14 protein-coding genes and 1 tRNA gene are annotated in these 13,769 nt (G+C 67.8%); 8 read left to right on the top strand and 7 right to left on the bottom strand.

Going from position 1 to position 13,769, the window contains the following annotated elements:
• Positions 1 to 50: 50 nt before the first annotated feature.
• The gene (locus tag CQ034_RS11035) at positions 51 to 698 is read left to right on the top strand and encodes a LysE family translocator (protein ID WP_029263770.1); all 648 of its coding nucleotides are present in this window, start codon (positions 51 to 53) and stop codon (positions 696 to 698) included.
• Positions 699 to 717: 19 nt separating this feature from the next.
• On the opposite strand, the gene CQ034_RS11030 is transcribed toward CQ034_RS11035, so the two are convergent.
• Both CQ034_RS11030 and CQ034_RS11025 read right to left on the bottom strand, forming a co-directional pair.
• Positions 718 to 1,518, bottom strand: a complete 801-nt coding sequence (locus tag CQ034_RS11030; protein WP_105711175.1) for a DUF1206 domain-containing protein — start codon at positions 1,516 to 1,518, stop codon at positions 718 to 720.
• A 64-nt stretch (positions 1,519 to 1,582) separates the two neighbouring features.
• The gene (locus tag CQ034_RS11025) at positions 1,583 to 2,218 is read right to left on the bottom strand and encodes a GyrI-like domain-containing protein (protein ID WP_105711071.1); all 636 of its coding nucleotides are present in this window, start codon (positions 2,216 to 2,218) and stop codon (positions 1,583 to 1,585) included.
• Between the two features lie 307 nt (positions 2,219 to 2,525).
• Here CQ034_RS11025 and chvE point away from each other — a divergent pair, with 307 nt between their 5' ends.
• From chvE to CQ034_RS11000, 5 genes are all read left to right on the top strand, one after another.
• Positions 2,526 to 3,677: a multiple monosaccharide ABC transporter substrate-binding protein gene (gene chvE, locus CQ034_RS11020; protein ID WP_105711070.1), complete on the top strand. Its 1,152-nt coding sequence runs from the start codon at positions 2,526 to 2,528 to the stop codon at positions 3,675 to 3,677.
• Positions 3,678 to 3,741: 64 nt separating this feature from the next.
• A complete protein-coding gene (mmsA, locus tag CQ034_RS11015) occupies positions 3,742 to 5,283 on the top strand; it encodes a multiple monosaccharide ABC transporter ATP-binding protein (RefSeq protein WP_105711069.1) in 1,542 nt (513 codons plus the stop codon).
• Positions 5,280 to 6,458, top strand: a complete 1,179-nt coding sequence (gene mmsB / locus CQ034_RS11010) for a multiple monosaccharide ABC transporter permease (protein WP_105711068.1) — start codon at positions 5,280 to 5,282, stop codon at positions 6,456 to 6,458. Before mmsA ends, mmsB begins: the two co-directional genes overlap by 4 nt.
• A 37-nt stretch (positions 6,459 to 6,495) precedes the next feature.
• Positions 6,496 to 7,674, top strand: a complete 1,179-nt coding sequence (locus CQ034_RS11005; protein ID WP_036304176.1) for an ROK family transcriptional regulator — start codon at positions 6,496 to 6,498, stop codon at positions 7,672 to 7,674.
• On the top strand, positions 7,671 to 8,450 hold the full coding sequence (locus CQ034_RS11000; protein WP_029263763.1) for an ATP-binding cassette domain-containing protein: 780 nt from the start codon (positions 7,671 to 7,673) through the stop codon (positions 8,448 to 8,450). Before CQ034_RS11005 ends, CQ034_RS11000 begins: the two co-directional genes overlap by 4 nt.
• A gap of 27 nt (positions 8,451 to 8,477) precedes the next feature.
• Here CQ034_RS11000 and CQ034_RS10995 read toward each other — a convergent pair whose 3' ends face one another.
• From CQ034_RS10995 to CQ034_RS10985, 3 genes are all read right to left on the bottom strand, one after another.
• Positions 8,478 to 9,341, bottom strand: a complete 864-nt coding sequence (locus CQ034_RS10995) for a GyrI-like domain-containing protein (RefSeq protein WP_105711067.1) — start codon at positions 9,339 to 9,341, stop codon at positions 8,478 to 8,480.
• 93 nt (positions 9,342 to 9,434) lie between these two features.
• Positions 9,435 to 9,569: a methionine/alanine import family NSS transporter small subunit gene (locus tag CQ034_RS10990; protein ID WP_081859865.1), complete on the bottom strand. Its 135-nt coding sequence runs from the start codon at positions 9,567 to 9,569 to the stop codon at positions 9,435 to 9,437.
• Positions 9,566 to 11,188: a sodium-dependent transporter gene (locus CQ034_RS10985; RefSeq protein ID WP_105711174.1), complete on the bottom strand. Its 1,623-nt coding sequence runs from the start codon at positions 11,186 to 11,188 to the stop codon at positions 9,566 to 9,568. The genes CQ034_RS10990 and CQ034_RS10985 overlap by 4 nt, the downstream gene beginning before the upstream one ends.
• A gap of 156 nt (positions 11,189 to 11,344) precedes the next feature.
• Here CQ034_RS10985 and CQ034_RS10980 point away from each other — a divergent pair, with 156 nt between their 5' ends.
• Complete coding sequence (locus CQ034_RS10980; protein ID WP_105711066.1) at positions 11,345 to 11,857, top strand: hypothetical protein; 513 nt, start codon at positions 11,345 to 11,347, stop codon at positions 11,855 to 11,857.
• 47 nt (positions 11,858 to 11,904) lie between these two features.
• Here CQ034_RS10980 and CQ034_RS10975 read toward each other — a convergent pair whose 3' ends face one another.
• Complete coding sequence (locus CQ034_RS10975) at positions 11,905 to 12,579, bottom strand: haloacid dehalogenase type II (protein WP_105711065.1); 675 nt, start codon at positions 12,577 to 12,579, stop codon at positions 11,905 to 11,907.
• Between the two features lie 58 nt (positions 12,580 to 12,637).
• A tRNA-Ser gene (locus CQ034_RS10970) sits at positions 12,638 to 12,726 on the bottom strand.
• Positions 12,727 to 12,912: 186 nt separating this feature from the next.
• On the opposite strand from CQ034_RS10970, the gene CQ034_RS10965 reads away from it, so the two are divergent.
• Entirely contained in the window at positions 12,913 to 13,623 is a 711-nt protein-coding gene (locus CQ034_RS10965) for a potassium channel family protein (RefSeq protein WP_105711064.1), read from the top strand.
• The last annotated feature ends 146 nt before the right edge of the window (positions 13,624 to 13,769 follow it).

The raw sequence follows: 13,769 nt of genomic DNA, 5'->3' as shown, positions 1-13,769 counted from the left end.
GGGCGGTCGCACTCTCGACCGCTCGACGCCCGCGCCCCTAGGCTCGACCCATGATCGCCCCGGACACGCTGCTCGCCTTCGTCGTCGCGGCGTTCGTCATGGTCGTGATCCCCGGTCCGACCGTGCTGTTCACGATCGGCCGGGCCATGGCTCTCGGGCGGATGGGCGGGTTCCTCAGCATCCTCGGCACGGCGATCGGCTCGATCGTGCTGGTCGTCGCGGTCGCGCTCGGCGTCGGCACGATCATCGCCCAGTCGGCCGTGCTGTTCACCGTCGTCAAGGTGCTCGGCGCCGGCTACCTGATCTTCCTCGGCATCCAGGCCATCCGGCACCGGAAGGATGCGGCGCGCGCGATGATCGCCGCTCCGGCGCGGCGCTCGGGATGGCGGCTGCTCACCGAGGGCTTCGTCGTGGGAGTCACCAATCCGAAGTCCATCGCGTTCTTCCTCGCGATCCTGCCGCAGTTCGTCGATCTGCACGCGGGTTCCGTCCCCGCGCAGCTCTTCCTGCTCGGAGTGATCGTCGTCGTCATCGGCGTGACGTGCGATGCCGTCTGGGTGCTCCTCGCCAGCGCCGCCCGCGACTGGTTCGGCCGCTCACCTCGCCGCATCGAGGCGATGGGTGCCACCGGCGGCGGACTCATGATCGCGCTCGGGGCGTTCCTGCTGGTCTGGAGCGAGAAGCCCGCGACCGCGTGAGCGCCCGGCGCGACCCTGCTCACATGCGAGCGAAGCGCGCCCGGGCGATGCAGAAGACTCCGTAGATCGCGAAGCCCGCGCCGACCGCTCCCAGGACGAGTCCGCCGAGAGGCAGCTCCAGCAGACTGTGGAGCGCGGCATCGAGCCCCGCGCCCTTCTCCGGATCCTGCGTGACCGCGGCGACCACGAACAGCACGCCGGTCACGCCCACCGCGATGCCCTTGCCGAAGTAGCCGATCACCCCGAGCGTCACGATGCCACCGCGTGCGACTCCCGTCGGCAGATCGAGCAGCTTCTCGAAGCCGCGCGTGAAGCCGCCCACGACGAAGCCGATCCCCACGCCGACCACGGACAGTCCGATGACGACGAGCAGCGCGACGCCGCCCGGAGCGGAAAGCACCACGGAGCTGAGGGTCTTCGACGCCGTCTCCGAGTCGGCGTCGCCACCCAGCGCGTAGATGAGGGCCATGCCCGCGACCACGAGGTAGGCGAGGGCGATGCCGAAGAGCTTGACGCGCTGCCCCCACTTCTTCGTCTCGGCGGGGTCGGCGGCGAGGAACGCACTCGCGATCTGCCACACGGCCAGAGCGATCAGCCCCGTGGCGACGAGCACGAGCAGCAATCCGCCGACCGGGTTGTTCCGGATCTGCTCCATCGCCCCGTCCTGGTCGGCGTCGCCCGAGGCCCCCGCGGCAATGGTGATGGCGATCGCGCCGATGATGACGTGGATCAGGCCGAGGACGACGAACCCGACACGGGCGATGCGGCGGAAGGCGGTGGACCCCTTGGCGACGCGCGCAGCGTGCTTGACCGTGCTCATCATTGAAGGGTATCGCCGGCAGCGGACGCGGTGGAGGGGCTTGCTTTCCCGGCGCCTCTCGGCATCAGACGCTCGAAGACACCGGCTGCCGGAGAATGGTGCGCAGCTTCGCCGGGTCGGTGCGACGCAGGTCGCTCAGGTAGATCTCATGATGCAGACCGCTCATCGTCAGACCGTGCTCGGGGATGAAGCGGTGATGCAGGTCGTCGAGGACCGGCCCCTCATCGTCGAACGGACCGACGTGCAGAGTCTGCACGCTCATCCCCTCGTCGAGGGTCTCCAGCCGCACGGAGCCGAGTGCGGGCACCGGCTGCTTCTTCTTCGCCGCTTTCTGCGCCACGGACTCCACCGCGTCGGCGAACATCGAAGACGTGATGTGGTCGCCGACCATGATCATCAGCGTCCACTGCCAGGCCGACTTGTCGCGATGAGTGGTGAACGACTCCATGTCCGATGCGTGCCAGAGCCCTTCGAGGGGCATCACGACCGTGTCGATGCCGAGCTCATCGCGGCTCGCGAACTTGAGCGTGTAGGCCAGGGGGAACAGAGCCGAGACGGCCTCCGCATAGGCCGGGGAGGTGTTCGGGTCTCCGGCGCCGTCGATCATCAGGTACTGCATCGGCGGCACCTCGAGGATGCGGAATTGACCGTGCTTCGCCCGATACGCGTCGAGCGTCTTCTTGGGATCGATCGCCGCCATGACGTGCCTTCCTGGTTCGTGCGCCCAGTGTGACACGGGGCACAGACACCGGCTATCGCCCGCGGGAGTTAGCTTCGAGTCTCGAAGATAAGTCCCGGATTTCCCACCTTCTGACGACAAAACTCCGGTCATCGGAGAAGAAATCCTTGTCCGAAGCGGCCCAGTCTCAATCATCACGAAACCATCACGTTCGCTTGACTTCGAGTCTCGAACTCAAGAAAGTGATCCGAGGCGGATCCCGAATGGCCGGGACGCCCACCCTCCGGACTTCGGCCGGAGGACGCATTGCACAGCAAAGGAGCTCGGAATGAAGAAGAAGTACGCACTCGCGGCCCTCGGTCTCGCGGGAGTCCTCGCCCTCGCCGGTTGTGGCGGAGGAGGAGCCGGCTCCGCGGGCGGCGGCGAGAAGGCTTCCGGCGACAAGGGCGACCTGCTGATCGGCGTGTCCATGCCGACGCAGACCTCCGAGCGCTGGATCGCCGACGGCACCGCCGTGCAGGAGGGGCTGGAGAAGGCCGGCTATCAGGTCGAGCTGCAGTACGCCGGCGACGACATCCCGACGCAGGGCCAGCAGATCGACCAGATGATCACCAAGGGGGCGGATCTCCTGGTCATCGCCGCGATCGACGGCACCGCCCTGTCGTCGCAGCTCGACGCCGCTGCGGCAGCGAAGATCCCGGTCATCTCCTACGACCGCCTCATCCGCGACAGCGAGAACGTCGACTTCTACGTGACGTTCGACAACTACAAGGTCGGCGTGCAGCAGGCCACCTCGCTGCTGGTCGGCCTCGGCGTGCTCGATCAGGACGGCAAGGACACCGGAGAGAAGGGCCCGTTCAACATCGAGCTCTTCGCCGGCTCTCTCGACGACAACAACGCCCACTTCTTCTGGCAGGGGGCGATGGACACGCTGCAGCCTTACATCGACGAGGGCGTGCTCACGGTGCCGTCGGGGCAGACCGACATCGAGCAGGCGGCGATCCTGCGCTGGCAGCAGGAGACCGCGCAGAAGCGCATGGAGGATCTGCTCACCTCGACGTACGGCGGCGGCACGAAGCTCGACGGCGTGCTCTCCCCCTACGACGGGATCTCCCGCGGCATCATCACGGCACTCCAGGGCACCGGCGGTCTCGGCGCCACCATCGCCGACGGTCTCCCGATCGTCACCGGACAGGATGCGGAGATCGGCTCCATCAGTCTGATCGACCAGGGCGTGCAGTTCTCGTCCATCTTCAAGGACACGCGCAAGCTCGCCGAGCAGTCGGTCGTGGTGGCGGAGGACATGCTCGAGGGCGAGGAGCCCGAGGCGAACGACACGGAGACCTACGACAACGGCGTGAAGGTCGTGCCGTCGTACCTCCTGCAGTCGGACATCGTCTACAAGGACAACATCACCTCGCTGCTGGTCGACTCGGGCTACTGGACCCAGGCCGAGGTCGACGCCGGCGTCGCCGAGTAGTCATCGCTCCGGGGCGTGACGTCGACACGGCGTCACGCCCCTCTCGACGGAAAGGAGCCGGTTCATGACGACACCGGTACTGCAGATGCGGGAGATCGAGAAGAGCTTTCCCGGCGTCAAGGCGCTCCAGGGCGTCGACCTCGATGTCCGCCGCGGCGAGATCCACGCGATCTGCGGCGAGAACGGCGCGGGGAAGTCCACCCTCATGAAGGTGCTGTCGGGTGTCTACCCGCACGGGGCGTACGAGGGAGAGATCGTCTACGAGGGCGAAGAGGCGAAGTTCGGATCCATCAGCGACTCCGAGCACGTCGGCATCGTGATCATCCATCAGGAGCTCGCGCTGATCCCCTACCTCAGCGTCGCGGAGAACATCTTCCTCGGCAACGAGCGTCGGGGAGCGGGCGGACTCATCGACTGGGACCGCGCGAACTCCGAGGCCTCGCAACTGCTCGCCCAGGTCGGTCTCGACGAGAACCCCGCCACGCCGGTCGGCCAGCTCGGCGTGGGCAAGCAGCAGCTCGTCGAGATCGCGAAGGCACTGTCGAAGAACGTGCGCCTGCTCATCCTCGACGAGCCGACCGCCGCGCTCAACGACACCGACTCGGCCCACCTGCTCGACCTGCTCCGGCGCCTGCGCGACGGCGGGATGACGTCGATCATCATCTCGCACAAGCTCAACGAGATCGACGCGATCGCCGACCGCACGACGATCCTCCGCGACGGTCGGTCCATCGAGACGCTCGACATGAGCGATCCGGCCTCGACGCAGGACCGGATCATCCGCGGCATGGTCGGACGCGACCTCGCCCATCGTTTCCCCGAGCGCGTGCCGGAGCTCGGAGAGGAGGTGCTGCGGATCGAGAACTGGACCGTGCATCACCCGACCCAGCCCGGACGGGTCATGGTCGACGATGCCTCCCTCACCGTGCGTGCAGGAGAGGTCGTGGGCATCGCCGGGCTGATGGGCGCCGGACGCACGGAACTCGCCATGAGCGTGTTCGGCCGCACCTACGGGCGCAACGCGAAGGGGCGAGTCCTCGTCCGCGGCAAAGAGGTCGACACGTCGACCACGAGCGCCGCCATCCGCGCCGGGATCGCGTACGCGACCGAGGACCGGAAGAAGTTCGGGCTCAACCTCATCGACGACATCCGCCACAACATCACCCTCGCGTCGCTGCGGATGATCAGCCCCGGCGGCTGGATCGACGCGAACCGGGAACTCCGGATCGCAGAGCAGTACCGCGCCGAGATGAACATCAAGACGCCCAGTGTGCTCCAGCTCGTGGGCAACCTCTCCGGCGGCAACCAGCAGAAGGTCGTGCTCAGCAAGTGGATCCAGACGGAGCCCGACGTGCTGATCCTCGATGAGCCCACGCGCGGCATCGACATCGGCGCCAAGTACGAGATCTACACGATCATCAACCGCCTGGTCGCGGCGGGGAAGGGCGTGCTCGTCATCTCCTCCGAGCTGCCCGAGCTGCTGGGCATCTGCGACCGCATCTACACCCTGGCCTTCGGCAGGATCACCGGCGAGCTGCCGGCCGCCGAGGCCACCCAGGAGAACCTCATGCAACTCATGACTGTCGAAAGGACGGCCGAACGATGACCGGCGTCACCAACCTGTTGAGCCTCGCCACGCGCAACCTGCGTCAGAGCGGCATCCTCGTCGCCTTCGTCGCGATCGTGGCCTTCTTCGCCATCCTGAACCCGACGTTCCTCTCCCCGGGGAACCTCACGAACATCGTGCTGCAGTACTCCTACATCCTGATCCTCGCGATCGGCATGGTGATCGTCATCATCGCCGGTCACATCGACCTCTCCGTCGGCTCGGTCGTCGCCCTCACCGGTGCCACCGCCGCGGTCCTCGTGATCCGGATGCAGCTGCCCTGGTGGGTCGGCGTCATCGCCGCGCTGGTGGTCGGCCTCCTGGTCGGCGCGTGGCAGGGGTTCTGGGTGGCATTCGTCGGCATCCCGGCGTTCATCGTGACGCTCGCCGGCATGCTGCTCTTCCGCGGCCTGACCTTCATCGTGCTGGGCAACGTCTCACTCTCGCCCTTCGGCGGCACCTACTACTCGATAGCCAACGGATTCTTCAACGGACTCTTCGGCGGCTACGGGGTCGACGTGTTCACCCTCGTGATCTTCGCCATCGGCGTGGGCGGCTATGCGGTGTGGCAGGTGCGCAGCCGACGCTCGAAGGTCGCGCACCAGCAGTCGGTCGAGGCGCTGGGCTGGTTCATCCTGAAGATCGCCCTGATCGCCGCCGTCGTGATGTGGTTCGGCTACCAGCTGTCCACCAGCCGCGGTCTGCCGTTCGTGCTGATCCTCCTCGCCGTGCTGATCATCGCCTACTCGGTCATCACGCAGAAGAGCGTATTCGGGCGTCACGTCTACGCGATCGGCGGCAACCTGCACGCCGCACTGCTGAGCGGCGTGAACGTGCGCCGCGTCAACTTCTGGATCTTCGTGAACATGGGACTGCTCGCCGGTGTCGCCGGCGTCGTCTTCTCCTCGCGCACGAACGGCGCGCAGCCGGGAGCAGGGAACATGTTCGAGCTCGACGCGATCGCCGCCTGCTTCATCGGCGGCGCCGCGGTCACCGGTGGCGTGGGGCGCGTCGGCGGGGCGATCGTCGGCGGTCTGATCATGGCGGTGATGAGCAACGGCATGCAGCTCATGGGCCTCGACCAGGCGACACAGCAGGTCGTGAAGGGCCTGGTGCTCCTGATCGCCGTGGCCTTCGACGTCTGGAACAAGCGTCGGGCGGGTGCCGCCCGCTGACCCCGGCGGTGCCGATCCCACGCGATATGCTCCCGCTATGAGCAGATGGTCGAGCGGTTCCCAGTCGGGATTGCGCGAGGCCAACACGGCCAAGATCGTCGACGCGGTCAAGCGCTTCGGCGGGCTCACCCAGGTCGAGCTCGCCGAAGCGACCACCCTGTCGACGGCGACGGTGTCGGCGATCGTGAAGGAGCTCTCGCTCTCGGGTCTGGTGGAGACCCACCCGACCTCGCGGAGTGGCCGTCGCGCACAGCTCGTCACCATCGCCCGGCGTGCCGGGCTGGTGGCCGCCGTGCACATCGGAAGCCGCAGCATGCGGGTGCGTCTCAACGACGTCGGGCAGTCCGTGCTCGCCGACCGGTCGATGCCGCTGCCGGCCGACCACGCCGAGGACACGGTGCTCGATCGCATCACGCTCCTCATCATCGAGATGCTGGACATGATCGCGGCGCAGGCCGACGAGCTGATCGGCCTCTGCATCGCGATTCCGGCCCCGATCGACCCCGACACCGGTCTGGTCGCCTATCCGGGCGTCATGAGGCGGTGGGAATCGCAGCCCATCGCCGCGGTCGTCGAACAACGCCTCGGATGCCCGGTGCTGGTCGAGAAGGACGCCAACCTCGCCGCGCTCGCCGAGGCGACGCTCGGCACGGCACGGGACGTCGCGGACAGCCTGTTCATCAACGCCTCGTACACGACGAGTGCCGGCGTGATCATCGATTCGCGGCTCTACCGCGGACGCGGGGGCACGGCGGGTGAGATCGGACACGTGCAGGTCGACCCCGCCGGATCCATCTGCCCCTGCGGGCAGCGCGGTTGCCTCGAGACCGTCGTCGGAGCCGAGGCCGTCACGGCACCGCTGCGGGCCGCCTACGGCCAGGTCACGTTCAAGGACGTCATCGCCCGTGCCGCCGCCGGCGACCCCGGCTGCGCGCGGGTCGTCTCCGATGCGGGCGCGACGCTCGGCCGTGTGGTCGCGGGTGTCTGTCAGACGCTCGACCCCGAGATCATCACGATCGGCGGCGAGCTCACCGACGCCGGCCCGGTCTTCCTACTGCCGTTCGGCGCCGCCCTGCGCGAGCACGCGCCGCAGCGCCGCGCTCCTCGCCGCGAACCGATCCCCGCGTCGTTCGGCAAGGACACGGTGCTCGTCGGCGCGACCATCCACATCCTGCAGTCGACCGATCCGTCCCAGCTTCTCGAGGGCCGCTCATGACTCTCTCGGCGTCGCAGGCGGAGCCGCTGCTCACCCTGCGCGGCATCACGAAGCGCTTCGGTGCTGTCGAGGCGCTCACCGACGTCGATTTCACGGTGAACGCGCGCGAGGTGGTCGGTCTCGTCGGCGACAACGCCGCCGGCAAGTCGACGCTGGCAAAGGTCATCGCGGGTGCTCTCACCCCGACCTCCGGCGAGATCCGCATCAACGGCGAGCGCGTCGACATCTCCTCCCCCGCCGAGGCGAACCGACTCGGCATCGCGACGGTCTTCCAGGACCTCGCCGTCTGCGAGAACCTCGACGTGACGGCCAACGTCTTCCTCGGACGCGAGCTGCGCACATCCAAAGGCATGCTGCGCGAGGGCGAGATGGAGAACGCGACGCGGCAGGCGCTGACCGATCTGGCCGCCAACATCCCGTCGACCCGCACGCCGCTCAACTCCCTGTCCGGTGGCCAGCGACAGGCCGTGGCGATCGCGCGCACCCTCATCAGCCAGCCCCGGCTGGTCGTGCTCGATGAGCCGACCGCTTCGCTCAGCGTCGCGCAGACCGCCGACGTGCTCACCCATATCGAGCAGCTCCGCGAGCTCGGGCTGGGCGTCGTGTTCATCAGTCACAACATCGCCGACGTGCAGGCGGTGTCCGACCGTGTCGAGGTGCTGCGGCACGGCCGCAACAACGGCAGCTTCTCCAGCCAGGACGCCGCCTACTCCGATCTCATCGCCGCGATCATCGGTACCTATCGCCCGCCCAGGAAGGGCGATGCCCCGCGCTGATCGACGTCGACGCGGGGCATCGGGTGTTCAGCCCTGTTCGACGGGCAGCCAGAGCTCGCACGACGCGAAGTCGCCGGTGAACTCGAGGTAGCGCACGATCGAGGGGCCGGGCCGCAGCCGCCACGGGTTCGACGGGAACCACTCGGTCGCCGTGGCCGCCCACAGGTTCTGCAGGGTCGCCGGGAACGGACCCCGCGCGGCGAAGACCGCCCAGGACCCTTCGTCGAGGCGCAGGGAATCGAGGTCGTCGGGCACCGCGGTGGTGTCCTGCAGCGCGACGCCGTGCAGGTATGTGAGCGGCGTGCCCTCCGCAGCATCCGGCTCGATGTCGGCGGTGATCGCGAGGATCCCGGCCGGTTCGGCGTCGGCGAGCGCCTTGAGGCGCGCGTGCTCCTCGGGCGGGATGGCGGCGATGTGCGCCTGGATGTGCGGGTTGACGCCCTCGTGGATCAGCGGGACCTCGGCGGCGTGACCGGCGAGGACGAACGCGGGACGGTGGGTGATGGTGACGTCCATCGGGGTGCTCCCTTCGACGCTCAGGCGGAACCGGAGCGTGGGTTGTGTACGGAGAGGACCCCCGTCTCGGCGCGCGTCGGCCGGCCCGATGCCGTGCACCGCACGGAAGGCGCGACCGAAAGCCTCGACCGAGCCGTATCCGTGGCGCACGGCCACATCGAGCAGGCTCGAGGCGCCGGCGGCGAGTTCCGCGCCGGCGAGCGTCATGCGACGGCGCCGCACGTACTCCGACAGCGGCATGCCGGCCAGCGCCGAGAACATCCGCCGCAGGTGGTATTCGGTCGTGCCGTGCTCGCGTGCGAACCCGGCGACGTCGAGCTCGTCGGAGCGAGTGGCTTCGACGAGATCGACCAGGGCGTTGAGCGTTCCGATCATGAGGTCCTCCTTTCCCCACCATCGTCGCCGCGCCCGGGCCGCCGGCACCCGACTTCTCAGGTCGGATGCGATCGGCTCGCCGTCAGCGCGCGGTCACAGCTCGACGGGCGGTGCCGGCTCGTTCTCCGCGGCCTCGGGATGACGGGCGAGATTCACGATCGCGGCGACGAGGCCGCCCCAGATCGTGACCATGGCGATGATCATCATGACGATCGCTGTCGTGGTCATGCGCGTTCTCCCTTCTCCGGCGTCGCGACGATCGGAACAGCCGACGTCTCCGCATCCGGCTCGTACTGCTCCTCGGCCAGGAACTCGTCGTACTCCGGGTCGTCCTTCGCGTGCGAGCGTCCGCTCCACGGCAGCGCCGACAGCAGCAGCGCCAGCACGACGAGGGCGATCACCATGCCCCAGCCGAAGATCGCGAGGAACCACCCCGGATACCCGCTGTACGGCTCATTGAGCTTCGTCATGAGCTCGCTGACGAGCAGGTAACCGAGCACCAGCGGCGCGAGCACGCCGACGAGCAGCTTCCAGAGCAGTCCGACCCGGAAGCTGGAGCGGCGGTTGAGGTGCTCGACGAACACCGGGAGCTTGTGCAGCAGCCACGCGACGATGATCACCGCCACCAGCGCGACGGCCATGATGCCGAACGCATTGACGAAGGCATCCGCCGTATCGAGCACCGACAAAGCCGTGGTCGTCGAGAAGAGCGCCATCGAGACGATCGCGAGCGGGATGGCCACCGTGAGCGTCGTGCGCACGCGCGCCCAGCCCAGCTTGTCCTGCAGCGCGGCGACGATCACTTCGAGGATCGAGATGAGTGAGGTGACCCCCGCGAACACGAGCGCGCCGAAGAACAGCACGCCGATGATCGAGCCCCCGGTGGCCTGCGAGACGATCGTCGGGAAGGCGATGAACGCCAACCCGATGCCCGAGGACGCGACGCCGGCGACCTCGGTCCCCTGTGCCTGCGCCATGAACCCGAGTGCGGCGAAGACGCCGATACCGGCGAGGATCTCGAAGCCGGAGTTGGCGAAAGCCACGACCAGCCCGGATCCGGTGAGGTCGGTCTTGCGCTTCAGATAGGAGGAATAGGTCACCATGATGCCGAAGGCGACCGACAGCGAGAAGAAGATGTGCCCATAGGCGGAGGCCCAGACGCCCGGGTCGGCGAGCGCCTCCCAGTTCGGGGTGAAGAACGCGTTCAGACCTTCCATCGCACCGGGGAGGAAGAGCGACTGCACCACGAGGATCGCGAACATCACGGTGAGCAACGGCATCAGGATCATGTTCGCGCGGCCGATGCCGCGCTTCACGCCGAGCGCCATGATCACGATCACGATCAGCCAGACCACGACCAGGGGGATGCCGACCTGCGGCACGAACTCGGTCGAGACCCCGACCTCCGCGACGTCCGCCGACCGCAGGAAGTCGATGAAGAAGAAGTCGTTCTCGTTCCCCGGCCCCCAGGTGAGCTGGGCCGAGAACCAGGTGTACATGGCCGCCCACGCGATGATCACCGCGTAGTACACCGCGATAACGACGCAGATCAGCACCTGCCACCAGCCGAGGGGCTCGGCCGCCCGGTGCATGCGGCGGAACGCCAGCGGCGCCGAACCGCGGAACCGGTGCCCGATCGCGTAGTCGAAGAACAGCAGCGGGATGCCCGCCGTCAGCAGCGCGCACAGATACGGGATGAGGAAGGCCCCACCGCCGCCCTCATAGGCGACATAGGGGAACCGCCAGATGTTCCCGAGGCCGACCGCAGATCCGATCGCCGACAGGATGAACACGTTCCGCGATCCGAAAGCCTCGCGTTTATGGGTCTGCGTCGATGCGGTGGCCATGCCGGTGAGACTACCGGAGGGCCACGACGAACGCAGCACACCTCGTCGGCGTCGCCCCGCACCCCTGGTGCCCCTTCACATTCGGCGTTCAGAATTTGTGAACCGCGATCACATACTCTCGAACGGTCGGGGGATCTCTGGGGAGAGCGAATAGCCATGAACGTGAACGACCTGCTCATCGGCGTACGCGGCGAGCTTCCGATGCTGCCGGACGAGGAGAATCCGTTCCTGACGGATGATGCGCTGGTGGGCTCCCAGATCACACGGATCCTCGTCGATGTGCTCGGCGGGACTGTCGGCGTGCTCCTGGAACTGGGGCAGTCGACACGTCTGCGCGGCACCACTGCACTGTTGCGGGTGACCGGCGTGGAGCAGCAGAGCTGGCGCTGCACGCCGATGGCGGATGAGTTCACGGCCTGGTCGATCACCGGGATGACCGTGCAGCAGCGCGATGACGAGTTCCACCTCGTGATCGACTGCTTCCCGGTCGGAGCCCTGCTGGTGGTGGGCGCTGCGGCCGACTTCACCCTTCTCCACGCAGTGGCGCCCGATGTCGCACCACCGGATGACCATTTCGACCCGCGCGCGCTGATCCGCTTCGGCATCGCGGACGAGTCGACGGAGGTCGAGCCCATCGGCAGCGCGCGCTCGGCGGGCGGCTGCTGCTGAGAGAAAGGGCAGCTGCTGCTGAGAGAAGAGGATCGATCCGCCGCGCTCTAGATGAGCGCGTCGGCGAGCTGCTGAAGTCCGTCGAATCGACCGTCGAACGTGTCTGACGGAGTCGGCGGGTCCCCCACCGGGCGTCGCACGTATACAGTCCGCATTCCCACCGCCTGCGCGCCCCGCAGATCCCAGGCATGGGCCGCGACCATCAGCACGCGCGAAGGATCACCGCCCGCAGCTTCCACCGCCAGAGCGTAGACCTCGGGGGCAGGCTTGTAGGCGCGGACGGCGTCCGCCGAGAGCGCCAGATCCCATTCCAGGCCGGCGTGCGCTCCCAGCCGATGCAGCGTCTTCGTCGTCGCATTCGACAGCCCGAGCACGCGGAACCTCTGCGCGAGTCGCGCGACACCGTCGGCGGAGTCGTCCCAGGGCGGAAGCCGCTCAGCCGCGGATGCCAGTCGATCGATGCGGGCCTGTCCCTCGACTCCCGCAGCCGCGCCCACCCGCAGAGCCGCCTCGCGATCGAGGGTCTCGGTATCGGCGTAGTCGCGTACGCCCCGCGCGATGCGCGCCTGCTCACGTTCGATGTGACCCTGCCAGATGCCGAGCAGCTCTTCGGAGTCGCAGCCCGGGCCTCCCACTTCGGCGATGGCGGTGCGAAGGCCGCGGGGTTCGTCGACGAGGGTGCCGAGCACGTCGAAGACGACGGTCGTGATGTCGCGGAACATGCTCTCGAGTCTGCCGTGAACGACAGACGACCGGGCCCGAAAGCGAAGAAAGAAAGTGCGGAGACGAGGGGATTTGAACCCCTGGTCCCCGTGAGGGGACTCCACCTTAGCAGGGTGGTGCACTCGGCCGGACTATGCGACGTCTCCGTGGATCCGACCCGAAGATCGGATGCACTCAGCCATCATAACGGGTTCGGCGGACAGTCTCGAACCGGGGCCGCGACTCCCGTTCCCGCCGACGCGCACTCGCCCTGAGAGGGGATGCGCCCCGGCGCTGGGATACTGGCCGCACATCATGGACGACGGCGTCCATCGCACCGAAGTGGAGTCGCCATGCCCCTGACAGAAGCGGTGGACGAGCAGCACGTCAGAGGTCGGCTCGGCCGCCGGTGGGATGACCGCGCTCTCGGGTACGGGATCGTCCTCATCCTGCTCATCGTGTCGTACGGCCTATGCGCGATACAGCCCAGCACCGACCCGAGCCCGTGGGCCTTCCTCCCCATGCTTGCGACGGTCGCCATGGTCTTTCATGTGACCCGGGCCCGACGCATGGTGCAGCGGGTCTCCTGGGTCGTGCTCTCCGTCGCCGGGGTCACCGCCGTCATCGCCGACCTGTTCGGACTCGAAGGACCATTGCTCGCCATCCCACTCTCGGCCGCGTCGATGATCGCACTGCTCGTCGCCCCGTGGGTCGTCATCGCCCACCAGGTGACCCGGCGCGGCCTCAATCTGGAGGCGCTGCTGGCGGCGATCACCGCCTACATCCTCGTCGGCATGTTCTTCGCCTTCGTGTACAACCTGATGTCGCAGATCTCGGTGGATCCGCTGTTCGGCGAGGCAAGCCTCGACTCGCTCGGCAATCAGCTGTTCTTCTCCTTCACGGCGCTCACGACGACCGGTTACGGAAATCTCGTGCCGGTCGGTACCGGCGGCCAGGCGGTGGCCATCGCCGAGGGCATCACCGGTCAGCTGTTCCTGATCACGGCGGTCGCGCGGATCATGCGGGGCGCGAGCGCGAAGCGCGCCACGACCAGCGACGCCTGAAGGCGAGGCGGTCCGCCCCTCGCCCTCGCCCACGCCCTCGCCCTCGCCCGAAAAGGGTGACGTGAACCACGTCGAGCCCGTCGTGCGCTGCCACGATGAGCGATGCGACGCCGCCCGCACCCGACCCCGGGGATCCGCCCCGGTCA

The organism is Microbacterium sp. MYb45 (assembly GCF_002979655.1).
Classification (GTDB): Bacteria; Actinomycetota; Actinomycetes; order Actinomycetales; family Microbacteriaceae; genus Microbacterium.
Note: the sequence above shows the minus strand (reverse complement) of the source record. Positions and strands in the feature narration are given on the sequence as shown.

Excerpts from the sequence above, each read along its gene's own strand:
- mmsA (WP_105711069.1), top strand. The coding sequence starts at position 3,742 with ATGACGACACCGGTACTGCAGATGCGGGAGATCGAGAAGAGCTTTCCC.
- mmsB (WP_105711068.1), top strand. The coding sequence starts at position 5,280 with ATGACCGGCGTCACCAACCTGTTGAGCCTCGCCACGCGCAACCTGCGT.
- CQ034_RS10965 (WP_105711064.1), top strand. The coding sequence starts at position 12,913 with ATGCCCCTGACAGAAGCGGTGGACGAGCAGCACGTCAGAGGTCGGCTC.
- CQ034_RS11000 (WP_029263763.1), top strand. The coding sequence starts at position 7,671 with ATGACTCTCTCGGCGTCGCAGGCGGAGCCGCTGCTCACCCTGCGCGGC.
- CQ034_RS11030 (WP_105711175.1), bottom strand. The coding sequence starts at position 1,518 with ATGAGCACGGTCAAGCACGCTGCGCGCGTCGCCAAGGGGTCCACCGCC.
- CQ034_RS10975 (WP_105711065.1), bottom strand. The coding sequence starts at position 12,579 with ATGTTCCGCGACATCACGACCGTCGTCTTCGACGTGCTCGGCACCCTC.
- chvE (WP_105711070.1), top strand. The coding sequence starts at position 2,526 with ATGAAGAAGAAGTACGCACTCGCGGCCCTCGGTCTCGCGGGAGTCCTC.
- CQ034_RS11035 (WP_029263770.1), top strand. The coding sequence starts at position 51 with ATGATCGCCCCGGACACGCTGCTCGCCTTCGTCGTCGCGGCGTTCGTC.
- CQ034_RS11005 (WP_036304176.1), top strand. The coding sequence starts at position 6,496 with ATGAGCAGATGGTCGAGCGGTTCCCAGTCGGGATTGCGCGAGGCCAAC.
- CQ034_RS10980 (WP_105711066.1), top strand. The coding sequence starts at position 11,345 with ATGAACGTGAACGACCTGCTCATCGGCGTACGCGGCGAGCTTCCGATG.
- CQ034_RS10995 (WP_105711067.1), bottom strand. The coding sequence starts at position 9,341 with ATGATCGGAACGCTCAACGCCCTGGTCGATCTCGTCGAAGCCACTCGC.
- CQ034_RS10990 (WP_081859865.1), bottom strand. The coding sequence starts at position 9,569 with ATGACCACGACAGCGATCGTCATGATGATCATCGCCATGGTCACGATC.
- CQ034_RS10985 (WP_105711174.1), bottom strand. The coding sequence starts at position 11,188 with ATGGCCACCGCATCGACGCAGACCCATAAACGCGAGGCTTTCGGATCG.
- CQ034_RS11025 (WP_105711071.1), bottom strand. The coding sequence starts at position 2,218 with ATGGCGGCGATCGATCCCAAGAAGACGCTCGACGCGTATCGGGCGAAG.